This window comes from Gammaproteobacteria bacterium, assembly GCA_041395725.1.
Lineage (GTDB): Bacteria > Pseudomonadota > Gammaproteobacteria > Pseudomonadales > Pseudohongiellaceae > NORP240.
The window spans coordinates 920,773-942,112 of record JAWKZW010000001.1 but is presented as its reverse complement, the minus strand read 5'-3'; the positions used below and the strand labels follow the sequence as shown (position 1 = coordinate 942,112).

The window sequence follows — 21,340 nt, the reverse complement described above, 5'->3', positions numbered from 1 at the left end:
TCATTAGTTCATTAGGTGACATCGGGCTGTTGTCGGGATTCATGAGCAGGTTCTTTACCGTCTATCCAGAAAAGCAGTGCCGGTAACAGCAGCAGGTCGCCCAGCAGCGCCAGCAGCATGATTATGGAACCGAACAGACCGACATAAATAATAGTAGTAAAGGATGCCAGACAGAACACACTGAAGCCGAGAACCAGTACTGCAGAAGTGAAAATTACCGCGCGACCGGATTCATTCATGGCCCTGTCAATGGCCTCGTGAGTGGACGCCCCGGATTTTCTGGCAGTCAGATAACGGCTCATGACATGGATGGAGTCATCCACGGCTATTCCCATGGTCATGGCTCCCACCAGCATGGTGTTCAGGTCCAGGTAAACCCCCAGAACGCCGGCAATGCCGCCCGTCAGTACGATGGGCAGCACGCTGGGTATCAGGGACAGCACGCCATACTTGAATGATCTGAACAGAATAAAGAAGAACAGACTGATCACCAGCAGGGCGGTACCGAAGGAGCGGGACATGCCCTGCGCGGCATAGACATCCTGGGCGGTTCGCAGTGCCATACCGCCGGTGAGTATGGGCTCCAGCGCCGGGAAGTTCTGCCGGCCATAGGTCTCGATAGTGTCGAGTTCCGCCCTGGCCTCGGAGGCGGCCATGTTGACTATCGGTACGATCAACCGCAGAAAGCGGTTATCGAAATCTTTGATGTCCGACAGGTCTTCATCGGTTCCTGAGCTGTCATAGAGCAGCAGGAATTGCGCAGCCATCTCGCGGCTGTCGGGTAAACGGTAATAATCGGGATTGTCGCCGTTGAGCGCCTGGCTGATCTCCTTCAGGTAATCAACCAGTGAGTTGACCGGCCCGGTGGACGGGCGGCTTTCCAACCACGCCTGGTAGGCTTCTACCTGGCGCAGAAATTCAGGATCTTTGACACCTTCCGGCGCACCGGAATCGAGAATGATATCGAGGGTCAGCACACCGCGGAAAATACGATCCAGGTACAGGATATCCTGTCTGACCGGGCTGGCCTGTTTGAACTGGGTGATATAGTTCGTGTCAATCTGGATTCTTGGTAGTGTCAGTACTGCGAAGACCAGGCAGGCCAGCCCACAGGCGATGATGCCTTTGTGGTGTTTCGAAGTGAAGTCGGGCAGGGCGCCGGTGAAGCGTGATACCAGCCCTGTAGAGATCGCGCCCAGCGTGCGTCGGGGAATCTGGGTGGTGAAGCTCAGCAGGGCAGGCAGCAGCGTCATGGCGAACAGGAATAACAGCAGCGGTCCGATGGCGCCCAGCAGCGCAAAGTCACGGATCGGCGTGATGCGGATGACCGACAACGCAAGGAAGCCGGCCGAGGTCGTGATGGTGGTGAAGAATGCGGGTTTCCAGAGCCGTATGATGGCCAGGCGGGCGGCGGCGATACTGTCCGGGTTTTCCCGCATGGCATGGTAAAACTCCACCAGCACGTGAACGGTAATTCCCACGCCGATAATGATCATGGTGGGCAATAGCGCCTGGTCGACCGTGGAGTGAGGAGCGCCCAGATAACTTTGAATCTCGTTGACCCCGAGTACACCGACGCCGATGACCAGGCCCGGCATCACCATGGCGAGGGGTGAGCGAAAGCTTAGAAACAGCATCAGGAACATCAGCAGTCCCATCACCGGTATCACCAGCTGCATATCGTCCTGAACCAGGGTTTCAAAACGCTCGCTGAGAAGCGGATAACCGGAGTAGTGCAGGGCGTACTCCTCGCTCTCCAGGCCCTGTTCGGCGATGAACTGGTAGAACTCCTGAGCCAGAGCCACCTTGTGCGCTGCTGTGTAGTCCCGGTATTCCACCCGGGCGGTAATCCGGGCATGGCGGAAGTCTTCACTGACCAGTGTGCCAAGCGCCAGTTCTTCGCCGCGCACGGTGTTGCGGATGGCGTTTACCAGGGCGGGATTATTTACCAGCTGACTGACATCCTCGATGAGGTAGTCGGTGCTGATGGCGTCTCTGTCGGCGTGGGTATATTGGTAATTGGTCAGCGATCGCACCTGAGTGACGAAGCGGTGGGAGTCGAAAAACCCGGTTATACGGTTAATGGTGTCGAGCGTGTCCGGGTTGAACACGTCACTTTCAGCGGATAATTGTTCGATACCGACGATCAGATATTCGTAGTCGCCGAACAGGTCGATCAGGTACTCGAAATTTTCCAGGGCAGGGTCGCCGCTGACAAAGTACCGCTCTGTCGTATTGTCGAACGGGATAGCCTTGCCGGTGAACAGCATGACCGGAAGAAGCACTATTCCCAGAAGAAGTATCAGATGGCGCCGGGTGGTAACTGTATCTGCCCATGCGCGAATAAAGGCTGTCATCCCGAATGCCCTTTTTTATTTTATTGTCGTAGGGTCGCAAGTCCTTGTCTGGCTGGCCTGATGCTGCGGTAACTCCCCCTCCAGCCCTGAAGGTTGACGCAGTCTACACGTACGGACAGGTCCCGTAAAGTTTGTGGCAGGAGGCGTGAGAACTCTTCTGATATGGATAAAAACCTTATATTTTAGAATTTGTTATGAAGATATCTTAAAGTCAGTCGATAGTATTTCAGGCAACGACAGCGGAACTGATCAAAATTTGGACACTGGGGTATGAGCTTCGACAAACTTTGGCCTTTCGAGGTGGACCTGAGCGCGCTGGATACCGGCAGCATCACCAATATTCTGACGGACATCGAGCAGCATCTGCCGCTGATGGAAACCGACGATGACGTCAGCGAACTGCTGAAGGTCAAGGAGATGTTCGAAAAGGAACTGATGGTCGCCCATCGATTGCACTAGGTTGAACAGTACTTAACAGACTAGCACTACAAAGGTTGTACTTAAAAATAATAACGTAAACCTTGGTTAGTAAGCCTGATGGCCGCAATGCCCAGCGGCCTTTTTTTTGCCCTGGGAAAATGGCCAAGGCTCAGCAGGCAAGAGTTTCTGTTTCTGCCAGCGGGGGGGGCAGCCGCAAAGTCTGCTGACTCCAGGTGCAGGTTTGCGCGGATCAATGCCGTTGCGCTGTCGATTCAGTGCAGTCTAAGCTACGAGTTAACCACCTGCCGCGGCGAGCGGCTCACAGGCGCTATACTCGGTAGCGTGCTTGGTTTATGCTCTGCGAGGCCCGACGGGGTCTGTCTGTTGCAGCTGACCGGCTGGGACGATGGCTTGTCGCCATCATTGCTGTCAGCTTCCCTGTCGCATCGACAGATCACTAACCTGATCAATCGATAATTAGATAATTAGATAAATAGAAAGTGGGACAAACCCAACAAGTATAAGCGCTGCAACCAGCGCCATTCACTCCCAATCAAATTGAAGTCACTGAGAAAAGGTAGAAGTCTATGAAATTCATTTCCTCCCTGCTGGCAGCAGCATGCCTGGTTTGCAGTACCGCATCGGCACTGGATATTGCCAGTCTGGAACAGGCTATGGCCAACCCGGACCGGCCTGCTGCGGATAAAGAGCGGGATGCCAGCCGCAAGGCACCTCAGGTGCTGGACTTTTTTGGTGTTGAACCGGGGATGACAGTGCTGGATATCAACGCCTCGACGGGCTGGTACACCGAAGTGCTGTCCTACGCGGTAGGTGCGAACGGTACAGTATTGATGCAGAACCGACCGGGCAGCAGTGCGGAAGAAGTCGCCACTGCCAGGGCCAATCGCCTGGGAAATGTCGAGCTGGTAGGTGCCATCAGCGATGCCGCGCCCGGCTCAGTGGATGTCGCCATGACGGCGTTGAACTTCCATGATTTCCACAATCGGGATCCCCAGGTCGCGCAGGGCATTCTGGAGCAGGTTATGACTGCTCTGAAGCCGGGCGGTATTCTCGGGATCATCGACCATGAGGGGACTCCTGGCGCCGACAATGCCGCTCTGCACCGAATCGCTTTCGATGAGGTGGTGAGGGCGGTCACCCAGGCCGGTTTTGCGGTGGTAGGAGTGAGTCAGGTACTGGACAATCCCGCCGACGATCATACCCTGTCCCCCACCGACCCCAGTCTCGGTCGTAATACCGACAGGATCGTTATCAGACTGATGAAGCTTTAAGGCCGGATTGCGGTAACCGCCCCGGGCCGTCGCGATTCGGTGACTGCTCGGCTATCATAGAGGGCTCCAGTAAACGGAGCCCTTTTTTATTTGCTGGAATCTACTATCACCACAGCGGCGTAAACCGTCCACCCCCTGCAATTGAATCCTGGTCCAGGCACATTGAACAGTAAAAATCCTGAATCCCGCCTCACACGCTTTCTGTCGGCGTTTAAATACAGCAAGGTGGCGCTGCAGATTGTCTGGAGCACCAGCGCCGCGCTGACGATTGTACTCGGGCTGGCCAACCTGGTGGCGGGTGTGATGCCGGCCGCCATCGCTTTTGTCGGCCAGTTCATTGTTGATTCGGTGGTAACCGCGGTGCAGCAGAGCGGTGACGTCAGAGATCAGGCCCGCAGTGATGTACTGTTCTATGTGCTGCTGGAAGCCGGCCTGGTGGTGATCATGACCGGTGCCCAGCGCATCAATACGGTGAGTCAGTCAATTCTGCGGGTTCTGTTGGGCAACAAGGTCAACGTGATGATCCTGGAAAAGGCCCTGACTCTGGAGCTGGCGCATTTCGAGGATTCAGAATACTACGACAAACTGGTCAGGGCACGACGCGAGGCCTCAAGTCGCCCCCTGAGCCTGGTAACGAAAACTTTCGACGTTATTAAAGACTTTATCTCCCTGGTGGCAGTGGGCGGCCTGTTGTTCCAGTTTTCACCCTACGCGGTATTGCTGCTGGGGCTTGCCGGAGTGCCGGCGTTCGTTGCCGAAGCACGATTTTCCGGCGAAGCATTCCGTATCTATCGTCGCCGCTCCGCGGAAAGGCGCATGCAGATCTACCTGGAAATGGTGTTGACCCGCGAAGACGGTGTGAAGGAAGTCAAGTTGCTGCAATTGGGTAAGCTTTTTTTGCAGCGCTACGTGGATATTTTCCGGCGTATCTACCTCGAAGATCGTAACCTAGTGCTGCGGCGGGGCTTCTGGGGCTATGTTCTGGGGTTGCTGGCCAGTGCGGCTTTCTACTTCGCCTATGGCTGGGTCGCTTTTGCAGCCATTGCCGCAACTATAACGATCGGTCAAATGACGATGTACGTGGCGCTGTTCCGTCAGGGACAGACGGCAGTAACCAGTAGCCTGACGTCTATCAATGGCATGTACGAGGATAACCTTTACCTGTCCAATTTCATCGAATATCTTGAGCACGAGGTTCCGGAGCCAGCCGGGGATAAGGCGGCGGGGCCGGCCCCGGAGCAGGGCATCAGGTTTGACAAGGTGAGTTTTTATTATCCTGGCAGTACCCGGCCGGCGCTGGAAAACGTCAACCTGCAGATCCGCCCAGGAGAAAGCCTGGCAATCGTCGGGGAGAATGGCAGTGGTAAGACTACTCTGATCAAGCTGCTGACCCGACTCTACAATCCGACGGAAGGTACCATCTATTTTGAAGGGCTGGATCTGAGGGAGTGGGATGTTGACGCACTGCGCCAGAAAATCGGCGTGATCTTCCAGGATTTCGCCCGCTACCAGTTGTTGGTAAGCGAGAATATCGGTGTCGGCGATGTCCGCCATCTGGATCAACAGGACCGGGTGTCCGAAGCTGCCGTAAAGGGGCTGGCGGCGGACTTTATAGCCGATCTGCCAGAGGGCTATGACACCCAGCTTGGCACCTGGTTCCAGGCCGGCAATGAACTTTCCGGCGGGCAATGGCAGAAGATCGCCCTGTCCAGGGCCTTCATGCGCAGTGAGGCCGATGTACTGATTCTGGACGAACCCACCGCGGCGATTGATGCCAGGGCAGAGGCGGAGATTTTCGCCCATTTCCGCGAGCTTACCGCCAATCGGATCTCAATTATTATTTCCCATCGCTTTTCCACCGTGCGCATGGCGGACCATATTATCGTCCTGGACAAGGCCCACATTATCGAAGAGGGTTCGCATCAGAGCCTGTTGGATTCAGGGGGGCAGTATGCCCAGCTGTTCAGGTTGCAGGCGGCAGGCTATCAGTAGACGGGCCAGAGGGGACAGACCACGTTTAATCTGAACTGATTCAAGAGGGGACAGACCACGTTTAATCTGAACTGGTTGGCGGTCTGCCAATCCTGCTCTGCTCCGTTCGCTGACCAGGGTAAGCTTTCCCGTAAAGAAGAAGGCTATCACCCACGATAAACCACAACTTCTGCAGAAAACCGTGGTCTGTCCCCTATGTCATGACCTATCTCAAGTCACAGGATTCGCCTGGTGGCTACCATGGCTGACGGCTATCCCGCCTCGTCAATGGCCCCGTCCGTGTCTCTGTGGGCCAGCCATTACTACTTTTTCTGGAGCAGACCGGCGGGCAAAGCCTGTCTGTTTCGCGCCTGCTGTTGGGGCAGGCAGGGCAGGGCAGGGTGAGAACAGGGTCCGTGGGAGACTATTGCTGATGCGCGCCAGATCAGGCACGACTTCAAGCCTCTGGATCAGACTCTGCTGGAGATCGGCGCGAGATTGATTGACCGGGGCGTGCGAGTCACGATCCTGACCAATTCGCTGGCAACCAACAACCACACCAGCGCCCACGCCGCGTACACACGGTTTCGTCGACGCCTGCTCGAAATGGGTGTCGAGCTTTACGAGTTTCGCCCGGACGCCAGGCTGGCGTAGGACTCGGGTGAGGCCCTGGCCACGATGCATTCCAAGTACATTCTCTTTGATGATAAGGCAGTCTTCCTCGGGTCCATGAATCTGGACCCACGGTCTCTGTATCTCAATACCGAACTGGGTGTCATGCTGGTATCGAGTGACCTGGTAACCGCGCTACGGCGATCCTTTGATGAGATGATCAGGACAGAGAATGCCTATCATCTGGTCCTCACCACTGCCGGGATCGAGTGGCAGGCAGGCGTGGAGGTACTCGGCCGGGAACCTGCCCATGGCTTCTGGCAACGGGTTCTCTTCAGGCTGATGCAGTTGGTACCGCTGTCCAGCCAGCTGTAAAGTGGCGACGCTGTGCTAACCTGTTATCCTACTGGAAGCTTAAAATTCTGGCCTATCACAACCCGCCGAGTGGAATTCGACAATGAGACCCGTAAAAGAAATTCTTAAGAATATTCCCAAGCCAGCCTGGTGGTGCGCGGGTGTCCTGGTCGTTTATTCTCTGACAGGCTTTTTCGGTGTACCGTGGCTGGCGGAAAGACAGCTTAGGTCAATTACGGACCAGCGCCTGGGTCTGACCACCGAGGTGGAATCGATCTACTTCAACCCTTTTACTTTCTATGCCCGGGTGGATGGTCTGCAGGTCGTTGACAGGACTACCGGACCACTGCTGGAAATGCAGACACTAACTGCCAACGTGCAACCGACCAGGCTGGCACTGCTCAGATTACAGCTTGCCGAACTGTCGGTGCAGAGCCTGCAATTTTATTTTGAACGCGATCAGGACGGGCTGGATACAGTGTCGCGGCTGGCACAGACCTGGTCGGCGACGGCCACCGGGCCGGCTGCCCCGCCTGAACTGCAACCGGAAGAGGCGAGCGAACCCTTTCCATTCCAGCTTGAAAATATCAGCCTTACTGATATCAATCTCTCTATCAGGGATGAAGTACCCGTTACCCCTTTCGAGACCACGCTTACCCTGACGGACGCTCGAATTGCCAACCTGTCCTCGTTGCGGGACAGTGAAGGCTCGAATGTCCTGACCTTTGACTTTGAAGATCAGGCGCGTTTGGGCTGGCGTGGTGAACTGCAGCTTAATCCACCGCTGTTCACGGGTGAGCTTAACCTGGAGAATTTTTCGCTCGGCGTGGTCAGCCGCTACCTGCAGGACACCCTGCCACTGACTCTCGATAGCGGCAGATTGAACGCCGGGCTGGATTATCGGCTTGACCTGTCCGGCGAGCAACTGGTCCTGGCACTGGATCAGGTGCAGTTGTCGGTCAGTGACCTGGCCGCTGTGCAGGCGGGACAGCCCCAGCCCTTTCTGACCGCCGGTCGTCTCCAGGTGAGCAACGGCCGTGTAGCCATACCAGACAATCGCGTGGAACTGGAAAGCCTGCAACTGGACCAGGTCGAGCTGGCAGTGTCCCGTGAGGCCGATGGGCAGATCAACCTGCAGCAGATGATCGCTGCCATGACCGGCGACGCTGACGCTGGCCCGACAACACCGGCTGCCGATCAGGCCAGTGCCGGGGCCCCCTGGGAACTCAGCCTGGAGCGCCTGGTGCTGGTGGATAATCGGGTGACATTCAGCGACCGCAGCCTGGAGACACCCGGCCAGTTCGGCGTCCAGCTGAATGTGGAACTGACCGATCTGAGCAATCAGGCAGAGGCCCTGTTCCCGCTGCAGGTCAGCGTGGCCTTCGATTCCGGTGGCGAACTGCAGGTGCAGGGTGAAGTGGGTGCCCTGCCGGAACCGGTTCTGAACGCCAGCGCCTCGCTGGCAGCGCTGGATCTGACGGTGCTGCAGCCCTATATCGGTGAATATGCACTGGTGCAGCTGGAAAGCGCACTGCTGGAATTTCAGAGCGAGCTGCGGGTGAGCGGCGACGAACCCTTTTCCTATCGGGGCGATGTTCAGCTGCGTGAGCTCTCGGTGGCGGATCAGCGGTTACAGGAAACTCTGGTCAGTCTGGCAGAATTAGCGGTAACCGGGGTGAGCTTTTCCCTGGCCGGGAACTCGCTGGACATTTCCGAGCTGGTTTTCGATTCCCCCTATGCGCGGGTTTTGATTGACGAAGACGGCAGCACCAATGTCGGCCAGCTCGCCAGGCAAACCGATACCTCAGGTTCTGAAGTCGCCGCGACCGCCGCCGCTACAACCTTGGAAGCAACGACCGGCACTAACGCCGACACTAACGCCGACACCGCCGCCGTCACAGCGGCATTACCCGTGACACTGACCATTGGCCGGATCCAGGTAGCCAACGGCGCGTCTCATTTCACCGACCTGAACCTGCCGATTCCGTTTGCCGCCGACATCCGTGAACTGGCAGGCACGGCCGAGGGTTTCTCGGCGCCGTCCAGTCAGCCTATTGAATTCATCCTGGAAGGGAATGTGGATGAATACGGCCTGGTGCAGCTGGACAGCAGTTTCAATCCCTTCGCGATTACGGAGCAGAGTCGCATCGAGCTGCAGTTTCGCAATCTGGACCTGCCGCCACTGACACCCTATGTTATTAAGTTCGCCGGTCGTGAAATCGCCAGTGGCAACATGGACGTGGATCTCTCCTACCTCATGGAGGCCGGTCAATTGACGGCTAATAATCAGGTGGTGTTGCGTGACCTGAGCCTCGGTGCGCGGGTTGAGCATCCTGACGCCATGGACCTGCCCCTGGATCTGGCAATGGCCCTGCTTAAAGACAGCCGGGGAGTAATCGATCTGGAAGTTCCAGTCAGCGGCGATGTCAACAGCCCGGAGTTTAACCTGGGGCCGGCAATACGCCGGGCTCTCACCAATGTGCTGACCAACCTGGTGACTGCGCCGTTCCGGCTGCTGGGCTCACTGGTGGGGGGGCAGGAAGACGATATCAGCAACATAAAATTTCAGGCCGGCCGGGCTGCTCTCGCACCGCCGGAACGCCAGGTGCTGGACCAGCTGCGTCAGGCTCTGGCGCAGCGGCCTGAGCTGGTGCTGGAATTACCGCTGCTGGCGGGGGAAGCCGATCGTCAGGCACTGCAGGAAAGCCTGATGATCGAGAAGGTGAATGCCCGTATCGAAGAATTGCCGGATCAGGAATCGTCGCTAACTGACCGGCGTCTCGCGGCCCTGGAAGCCCTGTACCTGGAGGCTGGTCTGACTCCCTCTCCGGCGGAGTTGCAGGCGGCCAATTACATTGAGACCACCGTGACTAATCCATTGACCGGTGAACCCTTGTCCAGCCGCCAGCCGGATGTGCAGGCCTACGTGGAGGACCTTCGCAGCCGTCTGACTGCCGCGGAGTCCGTCTCTGATCAGCAGCTGAAAGCGCTCGCCGAAGCCCGTGTTACTGCCATCAGGGATTTCCTGCTGGCGGGAGGAGAACTGGACCCTGCACAACTGGGGACTGGTGAATCACAAGCTGGCGAGCCGGACGAAGACGGCTGGCTGGTGCTGGAGTTCGGCCTGCAGGCGGGCGCCCGGTGACGGCGCGGGAAAAACCCGTTGCGTAAAGATTCTCCGCACAGATCCTGCGGAACCGCGACGGTCAGGCGGACAATGCCGCCGGGCGTAGTGTGCAGCAATGGTCTGCTCTTGTTACAGACCGACAGCAGGCGGGCTTTGCCGGCGGATTTTTCAGGGTCAGCTGGTTATTGAGGAGAGGTCCCCTGGTCGTTGACACGACAGATCAGACCCTTGAGGTATTGGCTCTCGGGGAACGCCAGGGCAATCGGGTGGTCGGCAGACTGATGCAGATAATCGACGATTTCGCCCTCACGGCCGGCGTCGAGAAAAGCGTCGGCGGTAATTTTTTGAAACAGCTTCAGGTCGATGGCGCCCGAACAGGAGAAGGTGACCAGAAAGCCTCCCGGCGAAATAAGTTTCACCGCCTGCATCGCCAGATCCTTGTAGGCCCGGGCTGCCTTCATGACCTGGGACTTCTGTTCGGCAAACTTTGGCGGATCCAGGATCACCAGATCGGCCTGCCGGCCCTGCGTCTGCCATTCTCTTAACAGGTTACCGACTTTAGCCTCTACAGTGGCGTGACGGTTTTCGTCAAGGCCATTGTGATGGATATTACGCTGCAGTATGGCAAGTGCAGGTCGGGACGAATCGACGCTGGTTACCCGCCTGGCACCGGCGGCCAGTGCGGTCAGGGAGAAGGCGCCGGTATAGGCGAAACAATTGAGTACCTCCCGGCCCTGGCAGTAGGGCCTGATAACCTGGCGATTGTCGGCCTGGTCCAGGTAGAAACCGGTTTTCTGCCCGCTCCTGACATCGACCTCCAGTTGCAGGCCATTTTCGCGAATCAACAGGGTTTCCGGGGGTGGTTCCCCCCACAGCAGGCCTTCACTGGGTTCCAGACCTTCTCTTTTACGCGCCGCCGTGTCGGATCGTTCAAAGATACCCCGACAGCCGGTCAGTTCAGCCAGCAATTCGACCAGATCGGTTTTCCAGGGCTCCAGCCCGGCAAACAGAAACTGGCACACCAGGTAATCACCGTACTTGTCCACCACCAGTCCCGGCAGGTGATCCGATTCTCCGAATACCAGGCGACAGGCAGTGCGCTCGCTGTTATTAAGCAGGCTGTCCCGTTTAGCCAGCGCCCTGGTCAGGGTAGTGCGAAAAAAGGCGCGATCGATGCCGGTGGCCTGGAAGCTGAACAGACGCACGCGTAACTGTGACTGGGGAGAATAGGCGCCTACACCCAGGGGTTTGTGGTCGTGACTGACCACCTCTGCCGGCTCGCCCGCTGTCTGCTTGCCTTCCACCGACTCGATTGCACCGGAGAATACCCAGGGGTGATGACGCAGCAATGAGGCTTCCCGGCCCTTTTTCAGACGCACAGTCAGCATGAGGAGAATTGCACTGGCGAAGCGGGCAGGGTGACGAGACAGTTTCGGGTCTGTGAGGAACTCCGTTCCATAGCTTTAGTCCTGTGGAAACGCTAAGATTGTTGACTGACCCTGAGCCAGGGAGAGAGTCGTCGATTATAGGCACTCTCCGGCTCCCAGGCGAGCCCGCTGTGCAGAATGGCGTTGAGCCCGGCTCCCGGGACTGACGAATTTCCCGGATCGCCTGACTTACGAGACTATCGAGAGCAACCAGTCAGTGACAGTCGACAACGGTAAAGAGCCGGAAACCGGGCAATCAGAAGAAGAAAGTCGGCAGCTCAAAGAGCAACTGCGCAGAATCGAACGAGCGCGCAGCCGGCTGATGGTCTGCTTTTACACGCTTCCCCTCTACATCCTTGTTCTGCTCATGTTGTTGAATGAACGTCGCAGTGTCACCACGCTCATGTTTGTCTATATGGCGGTGTACGCGGTTTTTGCCGTAGATATGGTCATCCGGGCCTGTCCCCGCTGTGGCAAACAATTTTTCGTGAAGGGATTTTTCCTTAATTTTTTTACTCGTCGCTGTGTCCACTGTGGGCTTTCCTGTCGGCCGCCCGGGAATAGTGAGTCTTCCATTGGCGGCAGAAACTTTTGAAGCCTGGTAGCGGCGAAGGAGGGACTGGGCAGTGAAGATACAGGTCAGGCGGATAGTCGGGTCAGACGACCTGGAGCTGTTGACACAACGCATAAATACGGCGCAGTGGGATGCCGGAAACGATATCGACGGTTACCAGGTGGACGCGTTGCGCACTTATCTTGCCGACGATGACCACCTGTTTGTCGCCGCGTTTGTGGGTGAAGATCCGCCCGAACTTGGCGGTATCGCCGCGGCGCGTATAGAGCGTAAACCCTATGAGGATTTCCGCTGGCTTTACATCGATGAAGTGGACACCTGTGTCAATTTCAGGCGCCGGGGTGTCGGTAAGGCACTGATGACTTTCCTGCTGGAATCCGCCAGGGGACGGGGCTGTCAGGAGGCCTGGCTTGGCACGGAGCATGCCAACCTGGCTGCCAATACGCTGTATAGATCTCTGCAACCGGCCCATGTGGAGTCAGTCATTGGCTACACCTATGAGCTGAACAGCGACGCTTCCCTCGATCAGTGACCGCCGCGTAGCATCCGCAGCAACTCAATCACCCGTGGTGGCTGGCCGGTCCGCAGCAGGCCCTGTCTGAAAACCCGCCCCGACAGCCAAAGCACCAGAAAAATGCTGAACAGCAGCACTAGTGTGGTACCGATCAGATCCAGCAGCGGTGGATTGGCGGCTGCCCGGTTCATCATCAGGAACGGAGTGAATGGCGGGAACCAGGAGAGCATTCTGAACAGACTGCCATTGGGGTCCATGACCACGAAGGGCGTAATGGTAATCGGTATCATCATGGTGACGAGCACCGGCACCATCATGCCCTGCGCCTCCTTGAGCGTGTTGCAGAGACTGCCGATGGCCAGGAAGATGCCGGAGTACAAAGCGTAGCCGGCCAGGCAGTAAAAAATAAACCACGGGACCAGGTCGGAACTCAGGGCAACGCCGATAATCTGCACGATGGCGCTGGTTTCCGCGCTGTCGTATAAATTCAGAAACAGAAACAGGGTCAGCAGCCAGGCTGCCAGCGTGGTCAGGCTGCTCAGCCCGATGCCCAGCAATTTGCCCATCAGCAGCTCATTCGGTGTTACCGAAGCCAGCAGGACCTCAAGGATACGATTGGATTTTTCTTCGATGGTGTTGGTCAGCAGGTACTGAACGCTCTGCATCAGGGCCAGAAACATGAAGTACACAAAGCCCATCGGGGCAAACTGCCGAAAGGTATCGGCCATGCTCACCGCTTCCTCCCCTTCACTGGCAAGGGGGTCAAGTTTGCTGAGTGGCAATCGGGTGCGCTGAATAGAGCGGATCAACTGCGTATTGAGACCGCTGTTAGCGAACTCCTCATCGCGAATTCTGGAGTTGAGACTGCGCTCTACGGCATTCGGAAGCCGCGTATCGGCCAGATTGCGGCTCCAGTACTGAATGCCGGTACGCGGAGCCTGGCCGGCAACCGGCATCACACCGGGACGCATGACGTGGTCGTCAATATCGGCGGGCACCAGGATCAGGGCAAACAGTTCACCACTATTGCCATCCACGGACACCCGTTGTTCGCCGCTCAGAAGGGGCCTCAGCTGGCCGACAAGTTGTTCCGGGCTGGCGTTAAGGTCGATGCCGTCGGGCATCGGGGCTTGAATAAAGGTGCGGCGCGGACTCTCGAAGGGTGGTGCGTCTTCCCGCAGGTAGGGCGTCGACATGGTCAGGGCGAAATCCAGGCCCCCGGCTTCGATCCATTCGTTCAGGGCTGCGGCCTCGTCTGCACCTACGTCGTCTACGAGCTGGTCTGCCGCGGATCTGGCGTCAGCGGCGGTGAGTTCCAGGTCTCTTTCTTTGCGGTTGTCCAGCAGATAGTTGACGAACGCCTGGAGAACCTGGCGCTGATGTTCCAGTTCGATGGCGGACTCCACCGTGTCCTGGTAACGGCCGGTCTGGTCTATCAGCATGTAGTAACGGGTCGGCGTTGCACTCGCCAGCGATGATTGAATCAGGTAGATGCCGATAACCATGACCGGCAGTAACAGGATACCGATCCAGAATCCCCTGGTGCGGACATTCTCCATGAATTCACGCCAGGCGATGATTCGAATAACATTCATCGCAGTCGCTGCTCCCTGGCTTCAGCCCCTACCAGGTCTACGAATACGTCGTGCAGACTGGGCTCGGCGTACTCGAAACGGCTGAGTGGAATGCCCGCATCAAAGCAGTATTTGAGAATATCCTGGGGTTGGGCGTTATTGGTGATTTCCACTACCCAATGGGGGACAGTGCCCGGCTCGGTCTCGGAGGCTGTGATCCTGGCCACGGAGTCCAGTCTGGCCAACCCGGCCACATCCCCGGCAGTTTCCAGCAGCACCCGGCGAGGCACCAGTGCCTTGGCTTCCGAGACGGTTCCGTCGAATACTTTTCGTCCGCCAGCGATGAGCAGTATCTGATCACACAGCCGCTCTGCATGGGCCATGATATGGGTGGAAAAAATCACCGTCTGGCCGTTCGCACTCAGATTCTTTATCAGGTCTTCCAGCACCTGCTGGTTGACCGGGTCCAGTCCGGAGAAGGGTTCATCGAGGATCACCAGTTCGGGTTCGTGTGCCACCGACGCCAGTACCTGGACCTTCTGGGACATACCCTTGGAGAGGGATTCGATGCGGGCATCGCAGAACTCGATCAGCCCGTACTGACGCAGCAATGCCTCCGCCTGGCGCTCGGCGTCCTGCTTCGCCATCCCCTTGAGTCTTGCGAAGTAGGCGATCAGGCTGGCCACTTTCATTTTCTTGTACAGGCCTTTCTCTTCCGGCAGGTAACCAATGCGCTGCCGCACCGCCTGTGCCGACTGATGGCCCAGTATGGAAATGCGCCCTGAGGTGGGCTGAATAATATCCAGGATCATGCGAATCGTCGTGGTTTTGCCGGCCCCATTGGGCCCCAGGAAGCCGTACACAGATCCCCGCGGGATCTGCAGATTCACCTTGTCCACGGCGGTGAAGTCGCCGTACTTCTTGCTGATGTTTTCCAGCGTTAGTACTGGTTGTTGCATAGGGTTACAGCCGTTGGTGGCGGTTTTTTTGCGGCCTGTACTCAGGCACGCCTGCTGGTCATTGTAGCGGCGGTTACATGGTGCGCCGATACTGTCCTCCGACCTCGAAGAACGTGTCGGTAATCTGACCGAGTGAACAGTACCTTACTGCCTGCATCAATTCAGCGAAGACGTTCGCATTGTCAGCCACTGCCAGTCTGAGACTTTGCAGCGCCTCCTCACACTGCGGGCGATTGCGGGCCTGAAAATCCCGTAACCGTTCGATCTGGCTGTCTTTCTCCCGGGTTGTGGATCTGGCCAGGGTAATTTCAGAACCTGCCGGTTCGGCATTGGCGCTGAGAAAGGTGTTGACCCCGACAATCGGCAGGCTGCCGTCATGCTTCCTGTGTTCGTAGTGCATGGATTCGTCCTGGATTCTGCCGCGCTGGTACCCGGTCTCCATGGCGCCCAGAACCCCGCCCCGATCGGACAGGCGCTCAAATTCCAACAGTACCGCTTCCTCCACCAGATCAGTCAGCTCCTCGATGATGAAAGCGCCCTGGTTGGGGTTCTCGGTTTTTGCCAGCCCCCATTCCTTGTTAATGACCAGTTGAATTGCCATCGCCCGCCGTACCGATTCATCGGTGGGCGTGGTAATCGCCTCGTCGTAGGCATTGGTGTGCAGGCTGTTGCAGTTGTCGTAAATGGCGATCAGTGCCTGCAGGGTGGTGCGTATATCATTGAAGGCCATTTCCTGGGCGTGCAATGACCGGCCTGAGGTCTGGATGTGGTACTTCAGTTTCTGGCTGCGTTCGTTGGCCCCGTACTTGTAGCGCATGGCCGTGGCCCAGATCCGCCGTGCCACGCGCCCCATGACCGTATACTCCGGATCCATGCCATTGGAAAAAAAGAAGGAAAGATTACGGGCAAAGTCGTCGATCTTCATGCCCCGGGCCAGATAAGCTTCCACGAAAGTGAAGCCGTTGGCCAGGGTGAAGGCCAGCTGCGAGATCGGGTTGGCACCGGCTTCGGCGATGTGATAACCGGAGATGGAGGCCGAGTAGAAGTTGCGAATGTCCCGGCTTATAAAATATTCCTGAATGTCCCCCATCAGCTTGAGGCTGAACTCCGTCGAGAAGATGCAGGTGTTCTGGCCCTGATCCTCCTTGAGAATATCCGCCTGTACTGTGCCTCTGACGCTTCCAAGGGCCCGGGCGGTAATCTCCCGGGTCTCTTTCTCGTCCGGCTGCCTGCCGCACGCGGCGCTGAATTTTTCCAGCTGCTGATCGATGGCGGTATTCAGGAACATGGCAAGCAGGGTGGGCGCCGGGCCGTTGATCGTCATGGATACGGAGGTGGTCGGGTGACAGAGGTCGAAACCCTGGTACAGAGCTTTCATGTCATCGAGGGTGGCAATAGACACACCGGAGTTGCCCACTTTGCCGTAGATATCCGGGCGCTCGTCAGGATCGAAACCGTACAGCGTCACCGAGTCGAAGGCAGTGGACAGGCGCTTGGCCTCCGAGTGCTCTGACAGCTGTTTGAAACGCCGATTGGTGCGGAAGGCGTCCCCTTCACCGGCAAACATGCGGGTAGGGTCCTCTTCCTCGCGTTTAAACGGGAAGACGCCGGCGGTGAAGGGAAAATAGCCGGGCAGGTTCTCCAGCATCAACCAGCTCAACAGATCGCCTTCATCGTGATAACGGGGCAGGGCAACCCGGGGGATGGCAGTTCCCGACAGAGTAGTCTGTTTCAACGCGGTCCGGATTTCCCGATCCCTGACCTGCACGACCAGTTCACTGCCGCCATAACTTGCCTGGATTTCCGGCCACGCCGCCAGCGCCTTTCTTGCCTCTGGACTCAAGGACTGCTCGCGCTGAGCGATCAAGGATTCCAGCTCATGCGGGCTATGGCCCGCCTGTGCCAGCATGGCACAGGATGCCTGCAGTTGCTGACGTTCCCTCGCCAGACGGGACTGCGCTTCCACCTCGTTGCGGTATCCGCGCACGGTTTCCGCAATTTCCGCCAGGTAGCGTTTGTGCTGAGCCGGGATAATGACTGTGCGCTGGGTGGAGGTTTTTGTACTGACAGGTTTTAAATGGCGCTCGAAGTCTTTCAGTCCGTGCTGCTGAAGCTCTGCGGCCAGGGCCTGATACAGGGCGGTGACACCGTCGTCATTGAACTTTGATGCGATGGTGCCAAAGACTGGCATAGCGTCAGGGCTCAGATCGAAGGCCGCACGGTTACGTTGTACCTGCTTGCTGACATCCCTGATCGCGTCCTCGCCGCCCTGGCGGTCGAATTTGTTGATGGCGAACAGATCGGCGAAATCCAGCATGTCTATTTTTTCCAGTTGGCTGGCGGCGCCGAACTCAGGCGTCATCACATACAGGGAGCAGTCTACAAACGGTACGATACCGGCGTCGCCCTGGCCAATCCCTGGTGTCTCGACGATTGTCAGATCGAAGCCGGACGCTTTCGTGGCGTCTATAATGGCTTGCAGGTTCTCCGGGATCTCCGCACCGGCCCGACGGGTTGCGATGGAGCGCATGAACAGACTTGGGTGGTTGATGGCGTTCATGCGGATACGATCGCCGAGCAGGGCGCCACCTGTCTTTCTTCTGGTGGGGTCAATGGCCAGAATAGCGATTGAGACCTTGTCATTACTGTCCTGGCGAAAGCGACTGACCAGTTCGTCGGTAAGCGAGGATTTACCGGCACCGCCAGTACCCGTTATTCCCAGGACCGGGGTGGCAGCGGCCTGGTCCGCCAATCCGCGCAGCAGCTCAAGCTGCTCGGCGCTGACGCTGCCGTTTTCCAGCGCCGTAATAAACCGGGTCAGCTGCAGCCGGTCGCCACCGGGCAGCTCGCTGGCCGGTGGAGCTGCCGGCCTGCCGCTGGCAGCATGGGAGCGCTTAATAATGTCGTCAATCATTCCCTGCAGGCCCATTTTCTGGCCGTCTGCCGGGGAGAAGAGTCGTTCGACGCCGTAGTCGTGCAGTTCCGCGATCTCCGCCGGGATGATTACGCCCCCACCGCCACCGAAGATACGGATGTGGCCGGCGCCGCGATCTCTGAGCTGGTCCACCAGATACTTGAAATACTCCAGGTGACCACCCTGGTAAGAACTGATGGCAATACCGTCCACGTCCTCCTGGATGGCCGCTTCGACGACTTCCTGCACCGAACGGTTATGGGCCAAGTGTATTACTTCGACACCGGAAGCCTGCAGCATTCGGCGCATGATATTGATAGCTGCATCGTGGCCGTCGAACAGACTCGCCGCCGTGATAAACCGCAGCCATTGTCGCTGTCCATTGCCGTTGGCCGGATTCGATTCCGCGGGACTTTTTCCGGTTCTTTTTCCTGTGCTTTGTCCGGCGCTTGCTGCGACACCCAAGGTGAGCCTCCAGTTCAAGTAAACCCAACCTGATCAGTGCATGAAATGCTGGGTAAATTTCAGCCCGGCCCAGCTTACTTTGCTGGCCGGCTATCTGCTATAGCGAATGCCGCTTGAGAAACTCAACGATTGCCCGGGCCGTTTCTTCCGGTTTCTCGTAACCCATAAGATGCCCCGCGTCGCTTATCTCCACCAGTGTCACCCGGTCGCCATAGGTTTGTTGCATCTGTCGACCATTCGAGGGAGGAGCCGTACGGTCTTCCAGGCCCTGTACGATCAGCAACGGGCTGTCACCGCCCGCCCACCAGTGTTCTCTGGGTACGGCACGGTTGGCGACCTGCTGCGAACGGCGCGCAGCAGGCCAATAACTGAGCTGCTCCACGAAACCGCGCACCTGTTGATCATCGGTGGCGGCCGCAAACAGGGATTCTCGGGCCAGCGCCTGTTTCTCATCCAGAGGCAGGTCAGGTTCGGACAACAGGCGATTGAGGACGCCCGGTGCCAGGTCCGGTGCCACCAGGCCACCTGCGGCCAGCAGCGTGACAGTTGCCACCTTGTCGGGGTAATTGGTGGCCACCGTCCGCTGGATCCGGTTGCCCAGAGCCCAGCCCACCAGGTGTGCCTGTGGTGCGCCAAAATAGTCGATGACCCGGGCAATATCATCGGCATAGTCATGGAGAGTCAGACCTTCCAGGTGCCCGCTGCTGCCGGCTATTCCTCGCTGGTTGATGGCCACAAAGCGGTATCCGGAAGAGGCCACCAGGGCTCCGAGCAGAAAATAGCGGGTATTGGACGCGCCGGAACCGGGCAATGCCAGGACCAGCTCTGCAGTCGGGTCGCCCCAGGCCCAGGCGGTAAGCTGGTGGTCACCCAGGTCGATCAGAATTTCTTCAACCGGCGGGAGGCTGTGGTCTGCAGCCGCCTTTCCTGCGGCAGGCAATACCAGCAATGCCAGGCATTGAATAACGATCACGCCGACCTGCACTGTTCGCTTCATGGTCCTCTCCCCACCTGTTTTTGCAGGGTGGTGTGATCACGCGCCGCCCCTGGCAGACATTGATAACCGAATCAACGCGTTATGGCAACTCCCGCAGAGCGTTGTGGTACTTAATCAGAGGCTCCTTATTTGAGCATGGACAATTGCTTAGGGGCCTTTTATGCTGCACGGGCGACTCATGCTGCACGGGCGACATCGCCGCGCAGTGAATGCGCCCCAATAAGAAAGACAATAATCGGGAGTCAGCATGACTACAGAGGTAACGGCCACACCAGAAGCAATTGATCAGCAGACTCGCAAGAACATGCGCAAGGTCGCCCTGACTGCGCTTGCCGGCACGAGTATCGAGTGGTACGACTTTTTTCTCTACGGTACGGCTGCAGCACTGGTGTTCCCGGTCGCTTTCTTCTCCGAAGACATGCCGCCCATCGTTGCCCTGATCGCCTCTTTCAGCACCTTCGCCGTCGGTTTCGTGGCGCGTCCGCTGGGGGGTATCATTTTCGGTCATTTCGGTGATCGTGTCGGACGTAAACGCACCCTGGTGATCGCGCTGATGATGATGGGGGTTGGCACGACCCTCATTGGCATGTTGCCAACCTATGGCACCATCGGTCCGTTAGCGCCCGTGGCGCTGGTGCTGTTGCGCTTTGTTCAGGGCCTGGCCATTGGTGGGCAATGGGGAGGCGCCATGTTACTGGTGACAGAAAATGCGCCCCCCGATAAGCGCGGCTACTACGGTGCCTATGCACAGGCTGGCGCGCCAGTAGGCGTGATCCTGGCCAACCTGGCATTTCTTATTATCAGTGGCAGCGTTTCCGAAGAGGCATTCATGGCCTGGGGCTGGCGCATTCCTTTCCTGGCCAGTGTGGTGCTGATCGGTATCAGCATGTATGTACAATTGCACCTGGAAGATACCCAGGCGTTTAAAGAGCTGGCGAAACTGCAACAGCAACACCCCCACCAGGGAGAAGAAATCATGCCGCCGGACGAGGCCTTTGAGGCGGTTGCGGCTGAACCAATACCGGCAGGGCAGCGATCGCCCGTGCTGGAAGCCCTGCGACTGTACCCGGGCAGGATTGCGCTGGCGGCAGGGGCGTTCCTGTCTATCCAGGTGACTTTCTATATCCTGATCGTGTTCGTGGTTTCCTATGGCACGAACGCCGAGATCGGTATGGGGCTGTCGCGGAATTTCATGCTGGCCGCGGTAATGATCGCGTCCGCGATACAGATACCGTTTCAGTTCTTCGCCGCTGCTTATTCGGATCGCAAGGGGCGCCGCGGGGTTTATCTCGCCGGCGCGGTGCTTTCCGCCGCCTGGGCATTTGTGTTGTTCCCGCTGATCGACACCGGCAGTTTCCTTTGGGTCGTGGTCGGGGTGACCGGTGGACTGGGTTTTCTCGGCATGCAGTATGGTCCTCAGGCGGCCTTTTTCACCGAGTTGTTCAGCACTCACGTGCGGTATTCGGGAGCCTCGCTGGGTTATCAGGTAGGGGCGATTGTCGGTGGTGCGCTGGCCCCCATTATCGCCACCCTGCTGTGGAATGAGTACGGCATAGTCTTCGTGTCCGTCTACATCGCGCTGGCGGCGGTTCTGACAATTATCTCCGTCCTGCTGTTGACCGAGACCAGGGGGACAGACCTGCAGGCAGTAAGTCAGTAACCGGGCGAACCACTGGTCGACCAGAGGGCTGCCGTCAGGCGCTGCAGGCTGTGCACTCGCAATCTGGTCGATGTCCTGCTGATGTCGCGAGATCCAGTTCGGGAATTTGCCCGGGGCAGCTAC

Annotated in this window: 15 protein-coding genes; 8 read left to right on the top strand and 7 right to left on the bottom strand. The window is 57.8% G+C overall.

The genetic code is table 11. The annotated features are described in order from the left end of the window. Positions 1 to 11: 11 nt before the first annotated feature. Positions 12 to 2,357 (bottom strand): efflux RND transporter permease subunit, encoded by a 2,346-nt coding sequence (locus tag R3F50_04105; GenBank protein MEZ5489488.1) that lies wholly within the window; start codon positions 2,355 to 2,357, stop codon positions 12 to 14. 270 nt (positions 2,358 to 2,627) lie between these two features. On the opposite strand from R3F50_04105, the gene R3F50_04100 reads away from it, so the two are divergent. The 6 genes from R3F50_04100 to R3F50_04075 all read left to right on the top strand — a co-directional run bounded on the left by R3F50_04100 (position 2,628) and on the right by R3F50_04075 (position 10,151). After that, positions 2,628 to 2,816, top strand: coding sequence for a hypothetical protein (locus R3F50_04100; GenBank protein MEZ5489487.1), 189 nt, complete (start codon positions 2,628 to 2,630; stop codon positions 2,814 to 2,816). 548 nt (positions 2,817 to 3,364) lie between these two features. After that, positions 3,365 to 4,069 carry a hypothetical protein gene (locus R3F50_04095; protein MEZ5489486.1) on the top strand — a complete coding sequence of 235 codons (705 nt, stop codon included), beginning with the start codon at positions 3,365 to 3,367 and terminating at the stop codon, positions 4,067 to 4,069. Positions 4,070 to 4,231: 162 nt separating this feature from the next. Then, positions 4,232 to 6,061: an ABC transporter ATP-binding protein gene (locus R3F50_04090; GenBank protein ID MEZ5489485.1), complete on the top strand. Its 1,830-nt coding sequence runs from the start codon at positions 4,232 to 4,234 to the stop codon at positions 6,059 to 6,061. 477 nt (positions 6,062 to 6,538) lie between these two features. Then, positions 6,539 to 6,694, top strand: a complete 156-nt coding sequence (locus tag R3F50_04085; GenBank protein ID MEZ5489484.1) for a hypothetical protein — start codon at positions 6,539 to 6,541, stop codon at positions 6,692 to 6,694. 24 nt (positions 6,695 to 6,718) lie between these two features. Continuing rightward, positions 6,719 to 7,027, top strand: coding sequence for a phospholipase D-like domain-containing protein (locus R3F50_04080; protein MEZ5489483.1), 309 nt, complete (start codon positions 6,719 to 6,721; stop codon positions 7,025 to 7,027). A gap of 82 nt (positions 7,028 to 7,109) precedes the next feature. Beyond that, the gene (locus tag R3F50_04075; GenBank protein ID MEZ5489482.1) at positions 7,110 to 10,151 is read left to right on the top strand and encodes a DUF748 domain-containing protein; all 3,042 of its coding nucleotides are present in this window, start codon (positions 7,110 to 7,112) and stop codon (positions 10,149 to 10,151) included. Positions 10,152 to 10,315: 164 nt separating this feature from the next. Here R3F50_04075 and R3F50_04070 read toward each other — a convergent pair whose 3' ends face one another. After that, a complete protein-coding gene (locus R3F50_04070) occupies positions 10,316 to 11,521 on the bottom strand; it encodes a class I SAM-dependent rRNA methyltransferase (protein MEZ5489481.1) in 1,206 nt (401 codons plus the stop codon). 295 nt (positions 11,522 to 11,816) lie between these two features. Continuing rightward, the gene (locus tag R3F50_04065) at positions 11,817 to 12,092 is read right to left on the bottom strand and encodes a hypothetical protein (protein MEZ5489480.1); all 276 of its coding nucleotides are present in this window, start codon (positions 12,090 to 12,092) and stop codon (positions 11,817 to 11,819) included. A 94-nt stretch (positions 12,093 to 12,186) separates the two neighbouring features. Here R3F50_04065 and R3F50_04060 point away from each other — a divergent pair, with 94 nt between their 5' ends. After that, a complete protein-coding gene (locus R3F50_04060; GenBank protein MEZ5489479.1) occupies positions 12,187 to 12,666 on the top strand; it encodes a GNAT family N-acetyltransferase in 480 nt (159 codons plus the stop codon). Here R3F50_04060 and R3F50_04055 read toward each other — a convergent pair. The 4 genes from R3F50_04055 to R3F50_04040 form a co-directional block, all read right to left on the bottom strand. Beyond that, entirely contained in the window at positions 12,660 to 14,243 is a 1,584-nt protein-coding gene (locus R3F50_04055) for an ABC transporter permease (protein MEZ5489478.1), read from the bottom strand. The genes R3F50_04060 and R3F50_04055 overlap by 7 nt on opposite strands. Beyond that, entirely contained in the window at positions 14,240 to 15,181 is a 942-nt protein-coding gene (locus R3F50_04050) for an ATP-binding cassette domain-containing protein (protein MEZ5489477.1), read from the bottom strand. Before R3F50_04050 ends, R3F50_04055 begins: the two co-directional genes overlap by 4 nt. A 73-nt stretch (positions 15,182 to 15,254) precedes the next feature. Further along, entirely contained in the window at positions 15,255 to 18,461 is a 3,207-nt protein-coding gene (locus R3F50_04045) for a methylmalonyl-CoA mutase family protein (protein ID MEZ5489476.1), read from the bottom strand. Between the two features lie 196 nt (positions 18,462 to 18,657). Beyond that, positions 18,658 to 19,557 carry an alpha/beta hydrolase gene (locus R3F50_04040; GenBank protein MEZ5489475.1) on the bottom strand — a complete coding sequence of 300 codons (900 nt, stop codon included), beginning with the start codon at positions 19,555 to 19,557 and terminating at the stop codon, positions 18,658 to 18,660. Positions 19,558 to 19,804: 247 nt separating this feature from the next. On the opposite strand from R3F50_04040, the gene R3F50_04035 reads away from it, so the two are divergent. Beyond that, positions 19,805 to 21,217, top strand: a complete 1,413-nt coding sequence (locus R3F50_04035; protein MEZ5489474.1) for an MFS transporter — start codon at positions 19,805 to 19,807, stop codon at positions 21,215 to 21,217. Positions 21,218 to 21,340 lie beyond the last annotated feature (123 nt).

Coding starts and splice junctions, on each gene's coding strand:
- R3F50_04105 (MEZ5489488.1), bottom strand. CDS start 2,357: ATGACAGCCTTTATTCGCGCATGGGCAGATACAGTTACCACCCGGCGC.
- R3F50_04100 (MEZ5489487.1), top strand. CDS start 2,628: ATGAGCTTCGACAAACTTTGGCCTTTCGAGGTGGACCTGAGCGCGCTG.
- R3F50_04095 (MEZ5489486.1), top strand. CDS start 3,365: ATGAAATTCATTTCCTCCCTGCTGGCAGCAGCATGCCTGGTTTGCAGT.
- R3F50_04080 (MEZ5489483.1), top strand. CDS start 6,719: ATGCATTCCAAGTACATTCTCTTTGATGATAAGGCAGTCTTCCTCGGG.
- R3F50_04075 (MEZ5489482.1), top strand. CDS start 7,110: ATGAGACCCGTAAAAGAAATTCTTAAGAATATTCCCAAGCCAGCCTGG.
- R3F50_04070 (MEZ5489481.1), bottom strand. CDS start 11,521: ATGCTGACTGTGCGTCTGAAAAAGGGCCGGGAAGCCTCATTGCTGCGT.
- R3F50_04055 (MEZ5489478.1), bottom strand. CDS start 14,243: ATGAATGTTATTCGAATCATCGCCTGGCGTGAATTCATGGAGAATGTC.
- R3F50_04050 (MEZ5489477.1), bottom strand. CDS start 15,181: ATGCAACAACCAGTACTAACGCTGGAAAACATCAGCAAGAAGTACGGC.
- R3F50_04040 (MEZ5489475.1), bottom strand. CDS start 19,557: ATGAAGCGAACAGTGCAGGTCGGCGTGATCGTTATTCAATGCCTGGCA.
- R3F50_04035 (MEZ5489474.1), top strand. CDS start 19,805: ATGACTACAGAGGTAACGGCCACACCAGAAGCAATTGATCAGCAGACT.